This is a genomic window from Mangrovimonas sp. sgz306409 (assembly GCF_059735265.1).
In genome coordinates this window covers 698,541-722,251 of sequence record NZ_JCAPEU010000001.1, presented here as the reverse complement: position 1 = coordinate 722,251, position 23,711 = coordinate 698,541, and the positions used below count along the sequence as shown (strand labels likewise).

General features: G+C 34.5%; 25 protein-coding genes and 1 tRNA gene. 10 read left to right on the top strand and 16 right to left on the bottom strand.

Features of this window, described 5'->3' with window-relative positions:
- Positions 1-46 precede the first annotated feature (46 nt).
- The 3 genes from AC6I5C_RS03250 to AC6I5C_RS03240 all read right to left on the bottom strand — a co-directional run bounded on the left by AC6I5C_RS03250 (position 47) and on the right by AC6I5C_RS03240 (position 2,245).
- Entirely contained in the window at positions 47-796 is a 750-nt protein-coding gene (locus AC6I5C_RS03250) for a hypothetical protein (RefSeq protein WP_497903922.1), read from the bottom strand.
- Positions 797-1,040: 244 nt separating this feature from the next.
- Complete coding sequence (locus AC6I5C_RS03245; protein ID WP_497903921.1) at positions 1,041-1,436, bottom strand: DUF1398 domain-containing protein; 396 nt, start codon at positions 1,434-1,436, stop codon at positions 1,041-1,043.
- Positions 1,437-1,837: 401 nt separating this feature from the next.
- Complete coding sequence (locus AC6I5C_RS03240) at positions 1,838-2,245, bottom strand: hypothetical protein (RefSeq protein WP_497903920.1); 408 nt, start codon at positions 2,243-2,245, stop codon at positions 1,838-1,840.
- Between the two features lie 569 nt (positions 2,246-2,814).
- Here AC6I5C_RS03240 and AC6I5C_RS03235 point away from each other — a divergent pair.
- From AC6I5C_RS03235 to AC6I5C_RS03220, 4 genes are all read left to right on the top strand, one after another.
- Entirely contained in the window at positions 2,815-4,191 is a 1,377-nt protein-coding gene (locus tag AC6I5C_RS03235) for a phage integrase SAM-like domain-containing protein (protein ID WP_497903919.1), read from the top strand.
- A 5-nt stretch (positions 4,192-4,196) separates the two neighbouring features.
- Entirely contained in the window at positions 4,197-4,667 is a 471-nt protein-coding gene (locus tag AC6I5C_RS03230; protein ID WP_497903918.1) for a hypothetical protein, read from the top strand.
- 271 nt (positions 4,668-4,938) lie between these two features.
- Positions 4,939-5,235: a helix-turn-helix domain-containing protein gene (locus tag AC6I5C_RS03225; protein ID WP_497903917.1), complete on the top strand. Its 297-nt coding sequence runs from the start codon at positions 4,939-4,941 to the stop codon at positions 5,233-5,235.
- The gene (locus tag AC6I5C_RS03220) at positions 5,229-5,858 is read left to right on the top strand and encodes a hypothetical protein (protein WP_497903916.1); all 630 of its coding nucleotides are present in this window, start codon (positions 5,229-5,231) and stop codon (positions 5,856-5,858) included. Before AC6I5C_RS03225 ends, AC6I5C_RS03220 begins: the two co-directional genes overlap by 7 nt.
- Before the next feature lie 594 nt (positions 5,859-6,452).
- Here AC6I5C_RS03220 and AC6I5C_RS03215 read toward each other — a convergent pair.
- The 3 genes from AC6I5C_RS03215 to AC6I5C_RS03205 form a co-directional block, all read right to left on the bottom strand.
- On the bottom strand, positions 6,453-7,019 hold the full coding sequence (locus tag AC6I5C_RS03215) for a GIY-YIG nuclease family protein (protein WP_497903915.1): 567 nt from the start codon (positions 7,017-7,019) through the stop codon (positions 6,453-6,455).
- A gap of 16 nt (positions 7,020-7,035) precedes the next feature.
- Complete coding sequence (locus tag AC6I5C_RS03210) at positions 7,036-8,001, bottom strand: phospholipase D family protein (RefSeq protein WP_497903914.1); 966 nt, start codon at positions 7,999-8,001, stop codon at positions 7,036-7,038.
- A gap of 66 nt (positions 8,002-8,067) precedes the next feature.
- Positions 8,068-8,622, bottom strand: a complete 555-nt coding sequence (locus AC6I5C_RS03205) for a hypothetical protein (protein WP_497903913.1) — start codon at positions 8,620-8,622, stop codon at positions 8,068-8,070.
- 228 nt (positions 8,623-8,850) lie between these two features.
- Between AC6I5C_RS03205 and AC6I5C_RS03200 the strand changes: the two genes are divergently transcribed.
- A complete protein-coding gene (locus AC6I5C_RS03200; RefSeq protein ID WP_497903912.1) occupies positions 8,851-9,054 on the top strand; it encodes a hypothetical protein in 204 nt (67 codons plus the stop codon).
- A gap of 834 nt (positions 9,055-9,888) precedes the next feature.
- Here the strand turns inward: AC6I5C_RS03200 and AC6I5C_RS03195 are convergent.
- Positions 9,889-10,050, bottom strand: a complete 162-nt coding sequence (locus tag AC6I5C_RS03195; RefSeq protein WP_497903911.1) for a hypothetical protein — start codon at positions 10,048-10,050, stop codon at positions 9,889-9,891.
- 542 nt (positions 10,051-10,592) lie between these two features.
- Here AC6I5C_RS03195 and AC6I5C_RS03190 point away from each other — a divergent pair.
- Together AC6I5C_RS03190 and AC6I5C_RS03185 are read left to right on the top strand one after the other, a co-directional pair.
- Positions 10,593-11,246 (top strand): hypothetical protein, encoded by a 654-nt coding sequence (locus AC6I5C_RS03190; RefSeq protein WP_497903910.1) that lies wholly within the window; start codon positions 10,593-10,595, stop codon positions 11,244-11,246.
- 31 nt (positions 11,247-11,277) lie between these two features.
- A complete protein-coding gene (locus AC6I5C_RS03185) occupies positions 11,278-12,126 on the top strand; it encodes a hypothetical protein (protein ID WP_497903909.1) in 849 nt (282 codons plus the stop codon).
- A gap of 187 nt (positions 12,127-12,313) precedes the next feature.
- Here AC6I5C_RS03185 and AC6I5C_RS03180 read toward each other — a convergent pair whose 3' ends face one another.
- From AC6I5C_RS03180 to AC6I5C_RS03140, 9 genes are all read right to left on the bottom strand, one after another.
- A complete protein-coding gene (locus tag AC6I5C_RS03180) occupies positions 12,314-12,943 on the bottom strand; it encodes a hypothetical protein (protein ID WP_497903908.1) in 630 nt (209 codons plus the stop codon).
- Positions 12,933-13,940, bottom strand: a complete 1,008-nt coding sequence (locus tag AC6I5C_RS03175) for a cyclic GMP-AMP synthase DncV-like nucleotidyltransferase (protein ID WP_497903907.1) — start codon at positions 13,938-13,940, stop codon at positions 12,933-12,935. The genes AC6I5C_RS03180 and AC6I5C_RS03175 overlap by 11 nt, the downstream gene beginning before the upstream one ends.
- A 10-nt stretch (positions 13,941-13,950) precedes the next feature.
- Positions 13,951-14,604 (bottom strand): hypothetical protein, encoded by a 654-nt coding sequence (locus AC6I5C_RS03170; RefSeq protein ID WP_497903906.1) that lies wholly within the window; start codon positions 14,602-14,604, stop codon positions 13,951-13,953.
- 3 nt (positions 14,605-14,607) lie between these two features.
- Entirely contained in the window at positions 14,608-14,838 is a 231-nt protein-coding gene (locus tag AC6I5C_RS03165; protein WP_497903905.1) for a DUF2188 domain-containing protein, read from the bottom strand.
- A 473-nt stretch (positions 14,839-15,311) separates the two neighbouring features.
- Complete coding sequence (locus AC6I5C_RS03160) at positions 15,312-15,836, bottom strand: hypothetical protein (RefSeq protein WP_497903904.1); 525 nt, start codon at positions 15,834-15,836, stop codon at positions 15,312-15,314.
- A gap of 26 nt (positions 15,837-15,862) precedes the next feature.
- Entirely contained in the window at positions 15,863-16,723 is an 861-nt protein-coding gene (locus tag AC6I5C_RS03155; RefSeq protein WP_497903903.1) for a hypothetical protein, read from the bottom strand.
- 246 nt (positions 16,724-16,969) lie between these two features.
- Positions 16,970-17,043 (bottom strand) — tRNA-Asn (locus AC6I5C_RS03150).
- A 72-nt stretch (positions 17,044-17,115) separates the two neighbouring features.
- A complete protein-coding gene (gene rseP / locus AC6I5C_RS03145) occupies positions 17,116-18,456 on the bottom strand; it encodes an RIP metalloprotease RseP (RefSeq protein ID WP_497903902.1) in 1,341 nt (446 codons plus the stop codon).
- 71 nt (positions 18,457-18,527) lie between these two features.
- On the bottom strand, positions 18,528-20,465 hold the full coding sequence (locus tag AC6I5C_RS03140; RefSeq protein ID WP_497903901.1) for a M1 family metallopeptidase: 1,938 nt from the start codon (positions 20,463-20,465) through the stop codon (positions 18,528-18,530).
- A 154-nt stretch (positions 20,466-20,619) separates the two neighbouring features.
- Here AC6I5C_RS03140 and AC6I5C_RS03135 point away from each other — a divergent pair, with 154 nt between their 5' ends.
- From AC6I5C_RS03135 to feoB, 3 genes are all read left to right on the top strand, one after another.
- On the top strand, positions 20,620-21,291 hold the full coding sequence (locus tag AC6I5C_RS03135; RefSeq protein ID WP_497903900.1) for an SCO family protein: 672 nt from the start codon (positions 20,620-20,622) through the stop codon (positions 21,289-21,291).
- Positions 21,292-21,364: 73 nt separating this feature from the next.
- Complete coding sequence (locus tag AC6I5C_RS03130) at positions 21,365-21,598, top strand: FeoA family protein (protein WP_497903899.1); 234 nt, start codon at positions 21,365-21,367, stop codon at positions 21,596-21,598.
- A complete protein-coding gene (gene feoB, locus AC6I5C_RS03125; RefSeq protein ID WP_076662550.1) occupies positions 21,591-23,690 on the top strand; it encodes a ferrous iron transport protein B in 2,100 nt (699 codons plus the stop codon). The genes AC6I5C_RS03130 and feoB overlap by 8 nt, the downstream gene beginning before the upstream one ends.
- Positions 23,691-23,711 lie beyond the last annotated feature (21 nt).

Here is a 23,711-nt window from a genome sequence, read left to right as displayed (position 1 = left end):
GGAATTTCTAGAAGATATTAAATTAGCAACAAGGAGTTATTATCATTCACTCCTTAATCTTCAACGGTACTGAATTAACCGAAATCAAATCCCTTTCATAAAAGACATAATTATTTTCATGTAATTCCTCCTTCTGAATTTCAGTTAAGTCTTCTTCAGAGTTATCATAGAACTTATTGTTTCTAAACTGTAAACGAACATTATACTCCAAATCTCCTTTAATAAAAAATCCTGATTTATGAGAATTTATAATATTCATATTGAAAGGAAGATTAAAATAGGTTTCAAAATATAGTGTTTCTCCTGGATGAATTTTAATGCACTTTTTAATATACTCTGAGTTATTAGACTTCCACTTATCAGACTTAACACCATATCCAATTCCCTCGTAATAATCATCAATTAAATTATTACAGAAAAGATAATATTCATGGGATAACTGAATTGTTTCATCGGTAAGTATAAACGCATACTTCGCATTAATGCCATTCGAATCAGTTATCATTAAATTTTCTAAATTTAAACATCCAAATCTTTCATGATATCCATAATCAAATGATAATGGATACAAAATATAAGCCACACCATCATTATTTTTAATTTTGAAAGTCATTTTATTCAACGACTTCTCTTGATAATTTTCGGCATAATAAATTTCATGGTAAGCCTCACAATCACCTTTTGGACAATAAGCAAATATTTCATTGTTTAAAATTGTTAATTCAATTCCCTCTATATTTTGTTTACATGATGTAACCAATAGGACAATTAAACTCACATAATTTAAGGCTTTCATACAGACATTCTAATTGATTGGAGGAAATTTCTTATTTAAACTTTAAAAATAATACTTTTAATTCATTACTCATTCGCAAGTAAATCTAGGGAACAGGTAATTTAAACAACGTACCGTTTCTTTAAAAACACTGAACATAATTAAGAAAAATAAGCTTTTCGGTTACGTTCATATTTCTTTAATATCGCTATTCCCAAAAGTCAGCCTAACATAAAACAGATGGCGACCTTATTATTTCATATCCTTATCTAAGTTTTGGAATCTCTTCAACCACCAATAGGGAACCTTTGGTATCAAAATAGCGAACGTTCATATCTATCATATGGGTAGTCCACTTATAAACACCTGCAGCGGCCGCCTGTGCACAAAAGGTAGAATAATCTGTTTGCCCCTGCTGATGGATCTTCAATGCTTGTTTCAAAGCTTCTGAAGAACTTGCCTCACTCACCGGCAACTCAGAATATTTGAAGTCCCCTTCAAGCTTAAAACCTTGCAAACCATAATATATGGTACGCCCATCTGCCACAAAATTATCGTAGTGCGTCACCCCAATGGCCTTGAGGTCCTGCACAAATTGCGGAAAGTCTGCCCCACTTTTAACCTTTCCAAAGGCTTCGTGAATTTGTTCTATTGTAAACATTTCAGTATCTCATTAAATATTATCAAGGAAACTCATTCTATCCCATACAATCATTCGCGGTTCAAATACTCCTATAAAATATTTGGGAAACGAAACAGTCTGTGAACCTTACACTAATTTAAGAAATTTGAATTGAAGAAAATTAAGAAGGGAGAAGTCCTTCTAAAAGAATCTAAAAACAAAAAAGCCATTATTTCTGATGGCTTTCTCCCATTAATATTATTTTATTAAACTATTTCAATGAAGGACTATTGAAATTTCCACATTTTACGAAAACAAGGAAATTAGTTTTGTTTCTTGGCAGGAAACTTAGAGTTATCAAACCAATTCATCCAAGATTTCATAAGTATGATTGAATTTTAAAAATAATAATAAACTAACTATCCTAGTTTTCTGAATTTTTAATTATTCCAATCTGTTTTAGATAGATAAAATATTATATCATGTGGATTTCTGTAAAATTCCATGTAGTCTTCATAATTGGAGAAGACACGATAACCATCATTCCATCCAAGTGCAGTGACATTAATAATTTCAATTACAACTGACTGAGGCAGCTGAAACATCCTTTTCCCTTCGCTGTCTGTTTTAGCGTAGTCAACAACAAATGCGCAATTATCCCAAGTACAATCATTATAATAACCAAACATGGCGGCTCTTGAATCGGGTATTGGTAATCCGGTATCTTCGTCTAAAACATAAACATTAAAGGTTTTAGGTTGATAATCAGCATCAGAGTCATTACTGCAAGAAACTAGCAGTGAGAAAAAAAATAAATAAATCCACCTATTTGCTACTTTAAAATACATTTTTCAATTCTTTACAGTTTGTAAAAAAAATTAAAAGGCTAAACACCGAGATATCCTGAAATACCAGACCAAATAAAGTTAATAAAATTATTTATATCAACTTAAACTAAGTCCAGACACCAAAACATTTTTCACCTTCATCACAGTTGTTGTTGTTGATTCCCCTATTATTTCAGCTACTTCAAACACGGTAAGGCCTCTTTTAACCTTTTTAACAATTACTGGACCTATGACAAATCTGGTTTAATTGGCACATTCTTTCCTGAAAAATGAATATGAAACCAAAGAGAGGAAAACTGTAATTATCCTTTTGACTAGAGTTAACAAGGCTTCGCAAGAATTAGGCACAAAAAAAGCCATCATTTCTGATGGCTTTCTCTAAGCTTGCTCCCCCTCTTGGGGAGTAATATATATTTTCAGCAAATTCAAAACATCTTAAAACCCTTGTAAATAGTAAGATTATATGTTTACCCCAAGTCCACTAAAATAGTCTATGGTTGTAGAAAATATGGTAACGGTTGTAGAAAGCGTTGTAGAAAATAATATATTAGCCTTTCAAAAAATAAACAATGGCTTCAGTTAGATATTCTTTAAAATCAGACAACCCAAACTCATCGGTTTATATCCGTTTTGCTATTGACCGAAAAAATCAATTCGAGCGCTCAACAAAGATTAAAATTCCAAACCCAAAGTCAGATTGGAGCGGTGTGATAGACAATAAAAAACCATCAAAACAAAATCAAAAACGTAGTAGAGGAAAATGTATGCCGAAACAGAACAGCGAAATAAACAAAGGCATTCATAAGAAGTTAAAAAAACTACATGATTTCATTTTAGAAGAATATAACGCAGACTATAGCAACGAAAATATTGATAAGGATTCCATAAATTCTAATTGGTTAAAAACAAAAATTGAAGAATGCTTTAACAGAACTCCTACTGCTGACCTGGACTTTTTCACAACATTTGCAGACAAGTATCATAGGGAAATGGACACCTATATTATGGATGGAATTAAATATAAGTACAGCCAAGGCACGAAAGATAAGATGCGTTATTTAATCAATCACATTAAAGACTACGAATCCTTTAATAACAAAAAGATAAAATTTAAAGACATAGATACTGCATTTGCAAATGACTTAAACGACTACTTCGTTGAAGAAAAAGACCATTCTAAAAATACAAGAGGCCATAATTTCAAAAAATTTAAGACCATTTTGCTTGCAGCTAAAAGACAAGGGATTCAAATGAATCCAGATTTTGAAAACATTAAAGGGTTCTCCGATGAAAGAATTATCACAGTCTTATCAATCGACGAACTTTATACAATTAGCCAAATCACTCTTAAAGAAAAAAATTTAGATATGGCAAAAGATTGGCTTTTAATAGGCTGTGATATAGGCCAACGTATTTCAGATCTTCATAGGCTGAATAAATCCAAAATCATTGAAGAAAACGGATTTCGTTTTATTAAACTAAGGCAGTTCAAAACTAAAAGATTAGTACAAATACCAATTTCCGAACAAGTTGAAGAGATTCTGAGAAAATACAACGGAAACTTCCCCCCTGTATTTAGTTCTAATCCCAGCAGTAATAGAACACTATCTAGCAAATATATGAAGTTGGTTTGCAAAGAGGCCAAACTAACGGAATCGGTAAAAGGAAGACTGAATGGCAAAGATGGGGTATACCCAAAATACAAGCTAATATCAAATCATTCCTGTAGACGATCATTTGCTTCCAACAGATACGGAACTCCATTTTTCACCACCCCTCAAATAATGGAAATAACAGGCCATGTAACGGAAAAAAATTTCTTATTGTACATTGGAGAATCAGAAAATAAATTTAGCCAACAGAATGCTAAGAGCTTTCAATTAATGGAGGCGTATTATAAAGCAGAACGAGCAAAAAACAATAATGCCACATTAAGGAAAGCATAAATTGAATGAGTATAATACATGATATCACCATGAGCCGACAGAAAAATAAAAGCGAGAAATATAAAGAATACCCTTTAATGCTTTTTATTAAACAGCAATTTTATGACGAAGAAAAATATTCATGGAAAATGAGCAAGGTTAAGGATCACATCCAAAAATATAACAATAACGACTTCTTAAATCCAAACTTAATCGAAAAACAGTTTAATGAGTTTTACACAGTTTACCCAAAAGGAAAAACGAGTGCCTATAAATTCCTTGCCCTTTTAAAAAAAAATTGGAATAACCTAATTCCAATCCCAGAGAAGCTTCACACAAAGGGAGACCTATATGAGCTGCCAAAAGTAATCCAACATCTGCACCAATCCTTTATTGATGAAACACTTGAAGTTACTTTAAAAAAAGTACATGACTCTTTAGAACTTGATATGTCTTACGAGTCTTGGAGGCGATTCTACTTTGAAAACAGAAAATAATTTCACTAGAAAATCAAAGTTCTAAAAAATTGGATGATCGCTAATGAATAAAATAATTATTCAATAGTGATCATTTTCTTTTATTCAGCGCTTAAAATCTCCCTAAAACAAGTTACAACTCCAATTTTTCAGTTGTAAACTGCTCTAAGCAACCCTCCTAATTTTGTCCCATCAAACAGCTATTTGAAATCAAATTAAACATGGTTGAATATGATGGCATGCAATCCTTCAACCATTATTGTTTTAAACTTTTAATTATAAAATCAGATTGATGATACAAAAAGATATTACCCAATTATATGGCTTAAATCCAAGCCAAATAGAAGAACTTATTGATTCCAAATTTGAAAAATTGGCTAACACCATTGAGGACAAATTACAACATGATAGACCTAAAAAATTTCTTACCAGAAAGGAAGTTGCCAAAATGTTAGACATTAACCTTAGTACGCTCAATTCTTGGGCTAAACAGGGCAAACTATCCCCTTTAGCACTCGGAAAGAGAATTTACTTCAAGGGAGAGGATATTGAAAATGCAATGGTAAAATTAAACGAAAAAACATGGTAGATTATATAAAAGCGAGAATCAACGGAACATTTGAAGATTTAGAAACCATTTTAAACCACGAAATGCTTGAATTCAAAACTATAGTAAGCAAAAAAACAGGAGAAATATATCGTACTTCAAGAGCTAAGTATAGAGGCTTAACATTTAAGCATCATCAAAGGCACGACGAAGACCGCTTCCCTATCTTAACAATTGAAGGCAGTTTACATAAATTCTGGAATGACGGACATCAGAATTTCAATGATTTCTCGATAAAAGACTTACATGATGTTAGCGATGAACTCTCCGAGGAATTTGGAATAGAACCCTTTCAAATAGAATTACAATGTTTAGAACTTGGTGTTAATATAAAGCCTTCTATCAGTTCTTATGAAATTATTCAAAACTGTTTAATGCACAAAACAAAGGAACTGAAATCAACTTTCGTTAAAGGAAGAGGCTCATACAAACAAGCTAAATATAGAGATAAAGTTATAAAAGTTTACGATAAGATGATTCAGTTTCGAAGTAGGTATCCAGAGCTAACAGAGGAAATTCTGAGATTTGAAGTAAAATTTCTCAACAAAAGAGCTCTCGGAAAAAAGAAATATACACTTTACATGATATTTTGCGCTTTGACATAAAAACATTTAAAAAGCTTATCCTTGAGGAATGGTATCATATATTATTTTTTGACAGTAACGCAATTTCAACTACCGACAAAAACTACTATCGCTATAACAATATAAATTATTGGTTGGAACTTGAAAGAAGCAATTTCAAGTATCATAGAGCAAATTTAAGGGGTATAATAGACGAATCGTCAAAAAGCATATATAAAGAGCTTTGTGAGCTTCTAAATCAGAAAATAGAAGACTTAATGCCCTACCCAAATTGCCCACTTGTATATATATAGGCCTTTTGGATAGAAAACCAATTAACAATAGATAATAACTATAGCACTATAAAACTTAGAAGTCTGGGCAAGACTATGCTTCAAAGTAAAAAAACCTAAAAGTTCTTGAATCTATTACTCAAAAAATACCCCGTACCTAAATTAAAATCGTTTTTCTTTAGGGCGGGGTTCTATTTATAGACGCCTAGAGAGGCAACCTTTCTCTCAGAGACAATTTTTCCATTTTTACCGTGCATAATCACTAAAATCACAAGATTATAAAAAGGGTACTCAAATAGTATACAAGTAGTATTTTAAGGGGTCATTAATCAAAAGAAAAGCCTTATTGCTTTCCGACTATAGGGTTATCCCTTTTTCTTAGCTTAGATTCCAAAAAAGGGACTATAACATTATAGTTTTCAACCTCCAATTCAATAATACTTAATCTAAATGTTTCCCCTCCCAAAAACTCCTCTCTTGCCTTTAGCTTCATGGAAAATGTAGATTTGTCTAATCCATTATTAATATGCCCACGAATTCTACCTCCTATATTTTTGGATTTCCCCATATATAAAGGAATCCACTCAGCAATTCCCTCTTGATTAATATGAGCTTCTATCCTAGCTTTATAAGTTGTAGGAGTAAATCTATGCCTAAATTTGGGCAGATTCCAATGATCACAAAACTCCTCTGCCCAAGATTTAAAGCTAGAGTGTTTTCCATTGTTTTTTATTTCGAATAGATAAACGCCACTTTTAGATATATCTTCCCAAGGTATTTCTTCTTCTGAATTTCTTAAATTAAATTCACAGCTTTTCTCCCAAACTAAGGACTTAATCTGGTTATCAATAAAACCTAATTGTTCAGAAATTACTCTATCTACTGATGCTAAATTCAAATTATTATCCATTAATTTATTCTATTCCTCACATCTCAATGTCCATATATTCTTCATTTGTATAAGAACTCCTGAGCATAGGCTTCCTCATAGACGTTTTACCATCAGATTTCCTTCCCGTTTTATGGCAATAATTTTCAGGATAATCATAATTTTGAAAAACTACCCATGAGCGAAATGCTTTGTAACTGAAGGGTCTTTCAGGGTTAAAAGGAATGGTCTCTCCCGTCCTAATACAATATCCATTAGCATTAGACTCACCCTCATTTCTCCCTTTATCTTGCTCTATATTTACATCTTGAACTTTTGAACCAAAATCATTTTCCTCTTTTGATGGAATTTCCCTTTGAGGCTTTTGATCAAATACCTTATTTAAGTTTTGCTGAAGAGTCAGATCAAAGGAATCTAAAGACCTTTTCTCATACTCACAGCGTACAGAAAAGAATTCCTTAGAAACATCATAAAGCACCTTTGATTGCTGATAAACTTTTTTAAGACCAAACAGCTTACTCGAAGTTTGAGGTCTTTTTAAAAATACTACATCACTGTTTGAAAAGACAAGATTTAAAGTAAACTCATCAGTTTCCTCAAAAAGCTTTTCAAGCGGATTTAGAATATTCCTTTCAAAAAACACTCCGTATTCGATATTATTTACCATTGATAAACCATATAAATTCAATGACGTAATTAGCCCTTCACGTTCATTACAATAAAATTTAGCATGTAAATCCTTGTTATATAAAATGGCTATATTCTTGAATTCTGAAAAATAGGTGAAATCATCTTCATTAAAACTCTTATGCTTATAATCTTCATTTTTACCGAATACTATAAAAACGAAAATTTCATGATTACTTTTAATTTTATCCAAGACACTTTTTGTATGCTCATCTAGCTTAATAAAAGGAGAAACAATAATTAGATATTTCTTCGCATTCCAGATAATATCCGTTAATTTTTCTTCCAACAAATTACCTGTTAAAAACTTACTCATTTAAATTGGTTTATAAATATTTACAAAAATCTTATTTGAAACAACAGATAGTTCTATCCGCATTTTTTAAAAGCCACCATTAATTATTTTCATCATTTTATCGTAATTAAACACAGTCAATTTCAATGATGTTAGCCCCACTAAGCCCCCATTATTATCGCTATCTACTTGCTCCATTTCAATAGAAAAAGACATTACCACAGACCTTCCTGCCCAACGACAAGTTAAAGTTTTATCATCCATGGTATCTGGGTTACCTAAAGCTATTACAAGGTGATTTAAGATATCTTCATACTGCTTAAAGACTATTGGATCATTTATTGGCTTTTTAATAAAATGAACGGCAGATAAAGCTACTAACTCTTCTTCTCTCTTGTCAAAAGTTAGCTCAAACAAATCTACCTTGTACCCAAACATATCTCTCAAATTGCTATCATTTGGTTTCCAGATACAAAACTGCTTGTTAGGATCATTGCTTGGAGCGACTTCTAGATCATTAAAAATTGAATAATGCATTCCCAACTTCAAATGTTTGAAACCATTACGTTGATCCACCTTTTCATTTTGACCAAAAGAAATCACAGAAATGAACAATAACACAATAAGACATATTTTTTTCATGTATAGTAGATTTAGAAAATTTAAAAGAATAAAACCATTAGGTATCTATTGAACCGATAATCAGAGAATCAATCCTCCCAACCGCATAGAGTCCTGTTCTTCTTCTTGGCTTCAGACAAACTCACTGATACAATGTCTGACTTGCAATTTGAAAGTCCTCTACAATTTTTCATTAAATGATACTTTGTACTATAGCTACCTGTGCAGAGAAATACATCACTAGTTTGAATGGATAGTAAGAAAATAAAGGTAGCCCCTAATGAAATCAAAAGTTTTCTCATCGTGGTTGGTTGGAGTTTAGGAACGGCAAGATACATTAACGCTCCTTTTCTTGCAATGCAGAATTCGAATATTCAAATCAAAACATTCGGTATCGGGGTTAAAAAACCCTTTAAACACCAATCTTTCAATACAATACAAAAGCAAGAATAAAAAGTAAGGATTAAACATGTAAACTATTCATAAAAAAACAATCCATACAACACTCAATAACTGCATTTTACAGAATTATCTCCATTATTCTTTGTTTATATGTAAGAGCAAATATTAGAAAAACACTAAGGCCTACTCAATTGCATAAAAAAGAAAAAAGTATTCATTCAAGGAATATAACCTACTCCTTTAACCCCACGTAACTACTATTTTCATATTTACAGATATGATAGGGAGTCCCGAATTCAGTAGTAAAATAATAGAACCCCCTAAGTTCTAAATGCCTCTTTAAAGTCTGTTTAGAAGGCATCATTGGCTCAAGAGTTTTCATCACCTTACAAAAGGTATTCAAATTTGTATCAGCATATACAATTTTACTATTCTGTATTGCGACAATAACTTCCTTAATTCGCTTGTTCATAAAAATATTAAAATGCTTATATAAATATTTATTGTTAATATAAGTGCTTTAATGTTAATAAATAAAAAGCAAAAAACAATAAAAAAGTCGTTCAAATTACGACTAATAGCTTAATTTTACGTAAATTAAAAAAGCCAATGCGCGAACATTGGCTTTAGATTAAACCGCTAAAGAAATACTATTATTCAATCTTTAGCGTTACTGTTAAACTACCTTGAGGTAGTAATTCGAGTTGTAACTTTCATTGGAATACTTCGGTATCCAAATGGAGTTTTAACTCTTACATACACAGTTTTAGTTACCGTTCTTGTCACAGGCATGCTAAAATTGTATTTGATAGAGAGCTAATACTAAACACGTCTCTCTGTCGTGTTATAACAAAGGACACTCTGGTAAAGTGTCCTTTGCTAATTCTACACCCCATTGAAGAGGTTTTTGTGAGCTTCACGCATTAGGATAGTTTCAACATAATTATTGAAATTCCTGTTGTCTTCAACAGCAAGCCGCTCTAACTTTTGAATTAGAGAATCTTCTAACCTAATGGTCTTTGTTCTTGTTTGCTTTTGCTTTGACATTTAAACTTATTTTTGGATTAACAGCTCTACTAATTTAAGAACTGATATCTTTTGTATTCATTTTCAAAGCAAATGTTTTAAACAATATTATTAACAATCAACATGTTACAACTTCAAAAAAAAGATATTACCACCATATATCCAACTATCAAGAAACAGCTAAAATCGTAAACAATTCAAACTCAAAGAGCTTTCTAAAATTATTGATAACCTCATTTATTTTCAATAATCCATAAAGTAAAAAACCATAGGATCAAATTACAAAACACTGTTTTACAATTCATTAAACAAACTCACACTTGATAACTGTAACATACAAGAGCTTAAAACAGAATAATACTGAGGTCTAAATAATCACAGAAACATGCTAAAAATTAGTTCACCCACAAAAAAAACACTAACACACTGAATTAAAATTCAATACCAAAAAAAATGAATTTCTCAAATTACACTTACCCTATTTTTCACCCTTTAATGGGAAAATTTTTCATTTAAAGTTAGATTTTTTCAAATTCGCTATTCAAAATTAAATATCATCATAAATGAACCGCTCAGAAGCCAAAACAGAAATCATTAATTTTTTAAATCGTTACGATAAAGCGTTTACTGTTCTTGACACTATTGCTTTTATGTCATTAATAAGAATAATCTTAGAATATGACGATAGCAAAGCGAATTGGAAACTAATCAACTTCTATTGCAATTGGACCTTACACAAGAGTTTAACACAAAAAAATTACGGGCATACAACATGGCTATTTGATTTAATAGCCCGCTCATACAATCAAAATTACGGTAACGATCAGCAAATTATAAATGATATATCTGAAGCAATCGGATTACAATCCCTAAAAAATGAATTTCAACCCTTTTTAAGAAGTATCTTTACAGAACAAGAACTTTCAGACGAAAAAACAACTTTACACAACAGTCTTATACAAACAATCGCCCATGTAATAAAGAATAGAACTGTATTTAATCAAAAAACAGCTGGAAATTACACATGCGGACTATTAGATTTGGCTACTTCAATACCCAATCAACAAGTATTCATATCAAAGATTGAATTAATTGCCCGAACGATCAATCAAGTGCCAAATTCTGCCTGTTTAGCCATCTATTTTGACCCCCCTGCACCTAGTAGGCTAGATCCAAACGCTCCTTTCTCCATTGTATCAATAAACCCACTAGACTAAAAGTCTGTATAATTCTTATCTTTTTACAAAAATGACTACACCTAAAAAGTTTGCATTTACACTAATGCCCTTCGATGCCGCTTTCGACGACGTATATAATTTAGGCATAAAACAAACCTGCACTGAATTGAATGTTTATTGCGAAAGAGTAGACGAACAAATATTTTCAGAAAGGATTTTGGATAGAATTTACAACCAGATAGCCAAAGCAGACCTAATAATTGCAGACATGACAGGGCGCAATGCAAATGTATTCTATGAAGTCGGCTATGCCCATGGTATTGGCAAAAAAGTAATATTCCTAACTAAAAACTCCGACGATATTCCATTTGACCTCAAACACTTTCCTCATATAATTTACGATGGTAAGATAACCCTTTTAAAGAAAAACTTAAAAACTAGAATAAGTTGGTATCTTAAGGACAACCCTGAACTAGAAAATACAGCTTTTGATTTTGGCTTAGAATTCCTCTACGACGGTAATAAAATCATAGAAGGTTCTGAAATCTGCATTCAGGGATACAATACGTTGAATCAAACTGCCACATTAAATATTGACATTTTTAATTCATCCGATAAAATTTTTGATTCAAAATTTTCTCTTGGATTAGAAATTGACCAAAAAAACAAAGATCTGTTTGGAGGCTTTCATAATGACCCTATAAAAACTTCTGCAAACAAAATAATGCTTCGTTCAAAATCAATCAATAAAATCTATCCAAATTCATATAAAACAGTCTCATTTTATTTAAAAATTCCTTTTGCAGGACTTAAAGAATCCTTAGAGATAATGACCAACTTAAAAATATTCACTAGCCTAGAACGCCGTGAAATCAATTTTAAAATTCTAATTCCAGAGTCAAAACCCACAGTGTGGTAAGTCAATTGTTCCAACAAATAAAATACATAGAACCATATTTCAATGAAATTGATGATTAGTTAATACTTCCCTACAGGCGAATATCAAGATTAAATAACAGTAATAAACGAATCTCTATAAGAGCTATTAGTCCCATCCTTAACTTCATAAAATAATATAGTCCGATCACAAAAGATCGGACTATATTTCATTTGTTCTCACCTAAACCTTCCTTGAAAGCTTTCGAATCCCTGAGTAAAATTTCCTTATCGATTAGTTTCAATTTTTGGTAAGCATTTTTATGCTTGCCCATACTACAACATTTTAGAGACGCTTTTGAACCACAATAACAAGGATCATCATAACTTAACAAACTCCCATCACAAAAATCCTGAAGAATATTAGTAATTATATAAGGGTCTTTTATATCTAAAATATCCTGATAAGCCTGCAGTTCACCTAAAACACCATGAGAATACTCACCTAAAAAATACCTCCCATTAATCTCATAGTATGAGTTATTTCGAAAATAAGGAACGACAATTTCATTTATGAATTCATTAAAGGAATTGATCTTTGTTTTCAAAATTATCTGAGCCATTGCGTCAGTAGTAAAACAACATGCCCCATCACTATAAACATGCCTATCAGCCTTTTTTGGAATCCTATCTCCTATCTCATACACTTTAGGAAAATTATTTGGGTAATCATTTAAGCATATCTTTACTTCATAGAAATCACCCCTTGAGACCCATATTTTACCAATTAATATCCCTTTTAAACTATCATAAACTAAGTCATTATGCTTTTTTAGAGCGATTTTTATTTCATCCTCCATTGGAATACGGCTTCGGTTTAATTATTGCTGAACCCAAAGCACTAGAAAGTTTATTACTTTTGCATTCCTCGTCTTCGTTTTCACCTAAAGGGAATCTATCTCCAAATTGACCATTCCTAAGTATTTCAGATGCCTTTTTATAATTTTTCTCAGCCTTAGCCTTCTCACAATCATTAACTAAACTTTCCAAGGTCTTCATAAAATCCTCCTCACGAGTCTTAGAATATCCAGAAAACAAATCCTCATCACTAGGAACAGTAGGTCTATAACATTCAAACCTATTTGACAATTCATCAAAAATTGCATTTACTGTCTTCCTAAAAGCATCATCTAAATTATCTTCATCCACATAAAAATTATTAGCCAAAATGGTTAGCTCAAACCCCCTTGGTAATCGGAGAGATGCGTTTTTTTGTTCCCTAAAGTTTTTCCAAGCCTTCAAACATCTCACAATTGCCTCTAATCTCGATTTCTTCTTTTTTTGAACATTAAACCATTCATAAAATGCTTTTGGATCACTTTCTAACCAATCCTTAGATTTATGTGCTAATTCTATTGAATCATTGAGCTTATAATATATAGGTAAGTCGATGTGCTTTCCATCAACAAAAAGAACTCTAACACAAGTAGTTTTATCCTTCGGATTTTGCGAAGTATAATCTTTTACAGCTTCACAAATCCAACTATGCCATGTATCAATAGCCCTCCTATTATCTTCATTATCCTTTTCTACGAAATATATGCCATCATCTAAATCATATTTAAGAACAGCCTTCCCGTTATCATCATACTCTGTTAGGGGATTAACTGCTGTATTCATCATAATTGATCCTTGAGTATGAAACTTAGGTTGCAATTCCTTATCTTTCTTATCCTTAAACCAGTTCTTTATTTGCGTCCTCAACCCACTTCTACTCTTCTTAAGACTTTCTTTCTTTGCCTTGGTTAATTTAATATTACCGTCAAATCCTATATATTCTTTATTTAATACTGCCATATTTTACTATTTAAAATTCATGAGTTGTATCCCCACTAATCCATTTCATATCTTTATAGTACCCTCGAGTTTGGTAAGGAAGTCTATTAGTATAATAATATCCATTTAATGACCTTTCCTTATTCTTGTCCACAATTTTGAGCACATCTGTACCAAAGTGAGGCGCAAAATTTTGTTGAACACAACCATGATTAAAATAAGAATATACTAACTGTTGATGCTTCTTATCTTCTGTATCGGTAATTACTACTCCTTCACTAACTGAAAGTGTAGACCTAGTCCCATCTACTTTTATAGTAAAAGATGTAACAATTATCTTACTCCCTGTTTGCTCAATTATTTTAACATGATCCAATAAACCTGTCTCAATTTGACCTTGATCGTTGAGGAATTTATACTCCAACTTTCCTTCATATCTACCAGAGTAATCTTTAACCCAAAAGAGATACTTAAAAGGCTTATACTTCCACAAAAACTTATCTATGCCAAAAACTGAGAAACCTAAAACAACTGTAGTAGAGGGAAATTGAAAATAAACCTCACTCAATCTCTCATTAATCATAGGTAAAACGAAATCAAGGATATAACCTAAAAAAGCTCCCAACAATAGAACAAAGGGAATCATTATAGACGGCCTATAATACTTAAAGTAATTCTGCTCCATATCTTATCCTTTTGATTTTCTTGGATCAATGGATCTAGGATAAGTACGTTCTTCCTGAAAACGGCCATCACCTTTATGAATTATGAGTGATCCTCCTCCATTTTTAACAATAAACTCCTTTGATTGCCTAATAGCCTCTGGCTTATTGGAATCAATAATTTTAGATGCCCTTTGCGCACCCTCTCTCTGTAATTTGTAAATGCCATTTTTATGGCTCAAATGAAATTTTTCCATTTTGCTACTAAAAAATTTTTAAGGTTAGTATTTTTCGGGACTAACGTTAACCGAGAAAGGAGAATAGAGGTATTTTGTGGAGAGGAAATAATTTTTATATTTGCACCCACAAGAATAAGAGCGGCTTTTCCTTTCTAAGCAAACCGCTCTCAGCTATTTAAAACAAAGTCCTTTCGGTCAGAGGTTAGGACTTTTGTCTTTTGGGCATAATTCCAACCTTCATGCCACTTTCTTAAAAATTTGTTAAATTGTCATTGTGTCAGTTGTACTGAGCAAACAAAAGAATAAGCAACCTCATTAATTATCTAAAACATAAGAAGTTAACTTTATTGCCGAAAAATTCAAAAACATGACAACAAGACAACAACAATATGTCATGTATTACCTTCAGCCCCAAATAATCGACTAGATTAGTTCTCAAGGAATTCCTAAAAGAAGAACAGGAATTTATTTCAGTTCCAAAAAAGTGGAAACTAATTGTTTTCAAGAAACCATTCTACCAATAGAGGATTCATAGATCGATATTTAAGTGTTTGCTCCTCATAGTTCAAAACAAATTCCCTTGGAATTTCAATACCATAATAGACATGAGGTAAGGTATCTTCCCCATTCAAAGGGTCAGAAGGATCAGACATTCTCGCTAAATCAACAATCCTTTCATCTAGAATATTAAAACTATGGGTAATTAGGTTATACCAAAATTCTTGCCTATGCACAAAACCCGTAAAATATCTAAATTGACCATTCAAAATCGTTAGGGCTTTTGCAGAATAATGACATTGATAATAAGCATGATTGTAGCCCATTTCCAATAATTCACCAAAAACTTCCTCAGAAGGACGAGCCTCTTCATAATTATGAATTTCACCTAATGGGACTAAATTCTCTCTAACCCACTCATTAAATTCCTCTTGATTACAGTTATGTAAATTTCCATAGAATGGCTCTCCCTCTTCTAAACATAAATTATAAAAATCTGTCAAATAAATATCATTCATAATAATATACAAGCTTTATAGCCACATTAATCAGCATAAACAATCTCTCTTTCAATAAGTCTTTTAGCAATCATGGCTTCTGTTTCAAATGGAATTTTTTGAATCCAATTACCTTTTTCATCATAAATATACTCTGCACTATATCTAAGCGAATTATCCTCCCATACCTTGATAAGATTCCCTCCTAGATCACACTGAAACGTCAATGTCCAAATTTTTTCCCCTGTGTTTTTCGCAAATTTTTCCCTTTTCACAGGAAATCTAAACTCATTATCACCATAGTAGTTTACATAAGATGCCACTGAATTCTCCAATTTTAATTGCCTCCCTTTATTATCATAGCTAAGAATTCGCTCAACTTCCATATAAACTTGACCACTGTCACCAGAACTTTCTCCATACTGCTCGATTGTAAAAAACCCGTTATCATTTAAAACATAAATATCATAACTTGATTTCGGGATACCATCAGAGCTATAATCCTGCCTTTTGATAGTATTACCCTCATATACATATACAGTTCTAAAAACAAGAGAACCTTCACTATTATATGAACTTATAAGCCTCAAATTTCCATTTTCATATTCAAAAATTTGAACGTCCTTAACGACACGTTCATCTTCATAATTCACAATCTTGAATAACATTCCAACTTCGTTAAAAACAAATTCTCTCTTGCAGTTCAAATCCCCCTTAGAAAGCTCCCCAAATTTATCTACTATCGAATATGATCTCTGTATAATCTTTTTAACTTCTCCTTTAATAGATCCATGCTTTATAAAATCACCAAATAAAAAATCGGAATCAGACATATCCGACCCACATTGACCATATGATATTAAACTTGTAAAAATTGAAATTAACAATCCTAGAATTACCTTCTTCATAGATTTTAAATGTTACTACCTTTTATATTCAACCGACATTGAGTATTTATATCTCAATATTAATCCAATCAGTAAAAACTCACAATAAAAAACTTATACAAATTAAGTTCAACATGAAAACCTTTTATAAAATAGCTACTGATGCAGATCTTGCCCAAATTTGAGAAGGTTGTAGAAATGGTTGTAGAAAAAAAGGAAAAAAAAAAGGCAAGCAATTCTTTTTGAACTACTTGCCTTTAAAGCTTGCTCCCCCTCTTGGGCTCGAACCAAGGACCCTTTGATTAACAGTCAAATGCTCTAACCAACTGAGCTAAGGAGGAGTATTATTCGCTTTGCGAGTGCAAATATAAGAGGTTTTTTTTGATTCGCGCAAACTTTTTTTAAAAAAATTTTTATTTAAATATCGCTTTAAAAAGATCGTTCCCATTTGCGAATAAAACCAACGCTATAAGTATAAAGAAACCAACCATTTGCGCGCGCTCCAAGAATTTTTCGCTTGGCGCTCTCCCTGAAACCATTTCGTACAACAAAAACATCACATGCCCTCCATCCAAGGCTGGAATTGGTAATAAATTCAAAACACCAAGCATAATGGACAAGAATGCGGTCAAGGCCCAAAAGTCCTGCCAGCTCCAAGTATCCGGGAATACATCATAAATAGCCTTAAAGCCTCCCACCCCTTTATAAGCCCCTGTTTTAGGATTGAAAATCTTTTTCAATTGCTCGCCATAGCCAGAGATTTGGTCCTTGAACTTTGTAAACCCTACACCAAAGCTCTCTCCAAAACCATATTCTTTTTTAATGATATGGTAATAACCTGCCGCTTCAATATCACTTAAATCCCCTCCTGCCAAGATTTCCATCTTACCTTCAGGACTAATTTGTAATTGCTTCTGGATGCTTTTCCCATCACGCAGCACATCGGCGGTAACGGTTTGTCCCTTAAACTGACCTGCCACACTTTCAATCTGGTCATAATACTTTAATGGCACCCCATTCAATTCGGTAATGATATCCTTTGGCAATAATCCGGCTCCCTTATTAATGGAAGTATCCGGTAGTTTCCCCACCACAAACGGAAAACGCAAACCAAAAAAGCTCTTGCTTTCCCCATCACTAAGTTTTCCCAAAAAATCTTCCGGTAAGGCCACTTCTTTCGTCTGCCCATCTCTTTCAATGGTCAAAGTTTCTGCAGAAATCACTTTACGGCGTATTTCAGACACATATTGTATAGGCTCCCCATTTATAGCGACTACCTTATCTCCCGTCTCTATTCCCAAATCGGTCAAGATTGGATTGGTCACCACATAGCCTTCCTGTACACTCTTGGCATCGATATCTATATCACCAAAGGCAAAAGACAGGAACACATAGATGACATAGGCCAAAATAAAGTTCACGGTCACACCACCCAACATGATGATCAATCGCTGCCAAGCTGGTTTGCTTCGGAACTCCCATGGCTGCGGCTCCTGTGCCATTTGTTCGGTATCCATACTTTCGTCTATCATACCGGCAATCTTTACATAGCCACCCAAAGGCAGCCAGCCAATACCATAGACGGTTTCGCCTATTTTCTTTTTAAACAGTGAAAATTTTATATCGAAGAAGAGGTAGAATTTCTCTACGCGAGTCTTAAATAATTTAGCTGGGATAAAATGCCCTAACTCATGAAGTACAATAAGTAGGGATAAACTCAATAAAAATTGAGAGATCTTGATAACAAATTCCATGTATGTCTATAAAAATTTAAGGAACAAAAATAGTCTTTTAGTGCTATTTAGAAAATTCAGTAGGGGTTTCACTAGTTTTTTAACACCGATTTATTAATGATGCCTTTATTAGTCGTGAGTTTCACAAAAAACATACCAACACTATAAGGTGTCAGATTAATGCTGGATGTTTCGGCACTCTTTAAAACCAATTGCCCTAACGGATTGTATACATCAACCTGCTCAACAACAACATTATCAGGCTTTTCAATATACAAAACCGCAGTGGTTGGATTAGGATATAAACGCAATTGCGAGGCCAATGCCAAATCGGCAACACCCAGGGTGACATTATCGTTTTTACTGATCAGGTCCGACTCTGGATCAAACAGCACTTCGCTTACGGTAAAGTCAACCACTTCCGTAAATACTTGCCCATTACTGGTATTATCGAGCACCAAATCCAAGACTTCGCCTTGTGTACCGATCAATCGGACGGGCACTGGCGCTTCAAAAAAGGACACACTAGGGTCGCTTTGAATTTGATTGACTTCTATTTCGAATGTTGTCTCAGTAGGTTGCGAACAATTTAAAGTATAGCTAGGATACCCTTCATTATACACCCAGTCGTCAAAGAACTCCGTAAGGTCTTCTCCTGTGGCGGTTTCCATAATCTCAATAAAGTCTACAGTTTTGGCATAAGCATAGGCATGGTCTTCATCGGCCAAATAATTGGTCAAACCTTGATAAAAATCGGTATCTCCCACCTTTTTTCGAAGCATATGCAACACCATCGCTCCTTTATTATAGGAGAGACGGCTGCTAAAAATTCTATTTACACTCAAAGTGTCAGCATCAGAAAGGTATACTGCACCGTCCGGCAACGAGGTAATGGAATTGACGCGTTGCGCCTTCCAGGTCACAAAATCGGCAGGCTCATCCATATCTTCGATTACCAGACCCGATAAATAGGTAGCAAAGCCTTCATTCAGCCAAATATCTTTCCAACTACCACAGGTAATCTTGTCTCCAAACCATTGGTGGGCCAACTCATGGGCAATCAAATTCCTTCCAAAGCTTCCCATAAAAGACACGGTAGTATGTTCCATACCGCCTCCCCAACCAAATTGGGCATGCCCATATTTTTCAAGAGCGAACGGATATTCTTCAAACAACTCGGTAAACAGTTCCATGATATCTACCGTCACCTCTGTATTCACTTGCGCCGAAGCCAAATTTTCAGGATACACATAGTTCACAATATCAAAAGGAGCACCGTTATTTTCCACTGTATGGCTATACACTTCATAATTGGTCACGGCCATAGCCACCAAATAAGCTGGAATTGGGTATCGATGTTTAAAATGAGTGGTTTTGGTATCCGTATCCAATACCTGGCTTTGTTCCACCCCATTGGCCACAGCAACATAAGCCTCATTGTCTGGATTGAATTTTGGCGTGGTAATAAACACATCCAAAGAATCGGCCTTATCATTAAGATCCTGCTTACAGGGCCACCAACCTTTGGCCCCATAGGGTTCAGAAAGCGTCCATATAATAGGATCTCCATTATGACTGGATTGTTCAAACGATCCAAAACCTGTACTTACTGGATTCCCCGAATACGAAATGGTTAATGAATCCAACACCCCTGCATTGATGGTTTCCGATAAGGTAATCACCAACTCATCATTGGCATCTTGGGTAAAGGTCTGCGACACCCCATTCTTCAATACCTCAGTCACAACCATATCATCCACTAAATCGAAATAAATTTGCGTCAAGGTTTCCTTGGCCTCAAAATAAGTCGTCACTTCTCCTTCTATAAACGCCTCTTCGGGATCTACCGTGAATTCCAACCGATGGTATTTCAAATCGTAATTGCCCGTATTAACACTGGAAACAGACATGAGTTGGGTAAGGGCTGCCTTAGCCTCCATGGTACTGATCTCTTCCAAGGTGGTATCAAAATCTTGGGCAAAACACATGATGGAACCTAAAAAAAAGTACAAGGGTAAAAATCGTTTCATTGGCAATAGAATTTATAGCACTGTAACTGATTGGACACGAAGTCCAACTCAACGTCTTAACGGGTTAATATTGCTGTTAAAAATAGTATTTTCTTATGATTGTGTCGTACTTTTGCTCTCAAATCTTACGGTAACGCCCAAATACAACTTATTGATGTTATCCTTCTTAAAAGCCTATAAAAACTTTGGAATCGCCCTCTTGGTACTTTCCATTATCATTATTTCCATTTTTTATTCCATTCTGAAACCTAAAAAAGTACTGCCTGTATTTCAACCCGCCATGGTCAATTATGAAATGGTCGACAGTTCCATTCAGCACCAAAGGAAATACCATACCATTGCCGATTTTAGCCTGATCAACCAAAACGGGCAAACAATTACCCAGGAGGACTATAAGGACAAAATCTATGTGGCGGATTTCTTTTTTACCACCTGCCAAACCATTTGTCCCATCATGACAGACCATATGGCGCAAATCCAAGAAGCCACAAAAGATGATAAGGACGTAATGTTGTTATCCCATTCGGTAACCCCGCAAATAGACAGTGTGGAACAGTTGAAACGCTATGCCCTTAAAAAAAGTGTGAACGACGCCAAATGGAATTTGGTCACAGGAGACAAAAAACAAATCTACGAACTGGCACGCAAAAGCTACCTTGCCGTGAAAACCGATGGCAATGGCGATGCCTACGACATGATCCATACCGAGAATTTTATGCTCATCGACAAAAAGCGTCAGATTCGTGGTTTTTACGACGGCACCAAACAGGAAGACATCCAGCGCTTGCTGGAAGACATCCAAACCCTTAAACAAGAATACCATTAGTTTTATAGGGCACAATTTTTCTACCCTGAATATTTGCCCTATTTTTGCTTCTTTAAAATAAATCTAAATAAGCTTGCAGGTTACTTTAGCACAATTAAAACGAGGACAAAGCGCCATCATCACCGATGTCTCTTCCATTCACATTCCCCTAAAACTCCTTGAAATGGGATGTTTACCAGGGAATATGGTAGAATTGGTACAGGTTGCCCCTTTTTCCGATCCCTTATATCTAAACATCAACGGATCGCATTTGGCCATTAGAAAAGAAACCGCAGCACACATATTAATTGAGATCACCAATGGGTAAGCAGATCAATGTCGCTTTAATAGGAAACCCCAACACCGGTAAAACCTCCGTATTCAATGCCCTTACCGGGCTTAACCAAAAGGTTGGAAACTACCCAGGAATTACCGTTGAAAAGAAAGAAGGCGTCTGTAAATTACCACGCGGTGTCAAAGCCCATATCATCGATTTACCAGGAACCTACAGTTTGAACGCCTCTTCTTTGGATGAGAATGTGGTAATTGAACTCTTGTTGAACAAAAACGACAAGGATTTTCCGGATGTCGCCGTGGTGGTAAGCGATGTGGAAAATCTAAAGCGTAACCTGCTTTTATTCACCCAAATCAAAGACCTAGAAATCCCGACCATTTTGGTCATCAATATGGCCGATAGAATGGCTTACAAGGGCATTTCATTGGATATCGATGTTTTAGAGAAAGAACTGAACACCAAGATTGCCTTGGTAAGCACCCGCAAAAAAACAGGCATCGATGAGCTTAAAAACCTCATCACCAATTTTAGGGATTTACCCACACAACCTTGCCTGAACGCCAGCGAAATTGACCCCGATTATTTTACAAGACTTCAATCGGCATTTCCTAACCAACTGTTGTACAAACTTTGGTTAGTGATTACCCAAGATGTCAATTTTGGAAACGTTAGCAGAAAGGAAGTTGACGCGCTTGACGATTTTAAAACCAAAAGTAAAAGCGACCTTAAAAGACTTCAACAGAAGGAAACCATTAAACGCTATCAATTCATAAACAATACCCTTAAAAAAGGGCAAACCATCGACTTGGCCACCGCCAAAGATTTACGCATCAAGCTAGACCGCATCCTAACTCACAAAGTTTGGGGCTATGTGGTTTTCTTTATGATTTTACTATTGATGTTCCAAGCCATCTACGACTGGTCCAGCATCCCAATGGACTTTATCGATGGCCTTTTTGCCTCTATGAGCGAATGGACCAAAGACCATTTACCACAGGGACAGTTCACCAATTTGATTGCGGAAGGCATTATTCCGGGACTGGGTGGAATTGTCATCTTTATTCCACAAATTGCCTTTTTGTTCCTTTTTATTTCCATTTTGGAAGAAACGGGTTATATGAGCCGCGTGGTATTCCTTATGGATCGCATCATGCGCCGTTTTGGGCTAAGCGGAAAAAGTGTGGTCCCTCTTATTTCAGGAACTGCCTGCGCCATACCTGCCGTTATGGCGACACGTAATATTGAAAGTTGGAAAGAACGCCTGATTACCATCTTGGTAACACCCTTTACCACTTGTTCAGCTAGGCTACCGGTATACCTCATCATCATCTCTTTGGTCATTCCAAAAGGCCGCTTTTTAGGATTGGGATATCAAGCCATGACCTTAATGCTGTTATACCTGATTGGTTTTGGAGCCGCCATAGGCGCCGCCTACATTTTGAATAAGGTCCTAAAAATTAAAAACCGCTCCTTTTTTGTAGTGGAAATGCCCAATTACAAATTGCCGCTGTTTAAAAACGTCGCCCTAACGGTGATTGAAAAAACCAAGAGCTTTGTATTTGGTGCCGGTAAAATCATTCTGGCCATCTCCATCATTTTATGGTTCTTGGCCTCCTATGGTCCAGGTGACGACTTTAACAATGCTGAAGCCATCGTGACCTCACAATATTCAAAAGAAAATTTAGATACCGAAACCCTGCAACAACATATTGCTTCTTATAAATTAGAACACAGTTTTATCGGTCTTACTGGGCGCGCCATCGAACCTTTAATACAACCTTTGGGGTATGATTGGAAAATTGGTATTGCCATTGTAAGTTCCTTTGCTGCCCGTGAAGTATTTGTAGGCACCTTGGCCACCATTTACAGTGTAGGAAGCGACGAAGAAGACACCATAAAAAACAGAATGGCTGGTGAGGTCAACCCTATTTTAGGTACACCATTGTTCAATTTTGCTTCTGGAATTTCCTTGTTATTGTTTTATGCCTTTGCCATGCAATGCATGAGTACCTTGGCCGTGGTAAAACGCGAAACGAATAGTTGGAAATGGCCCACCTTACAATTGGCAGCAATGAGTAGTTTCGCCTATATAGTAGCCCTAATAGCTTTCCAAGTACTCAAGTAAGGGAGCCACTAAAATAAAGAC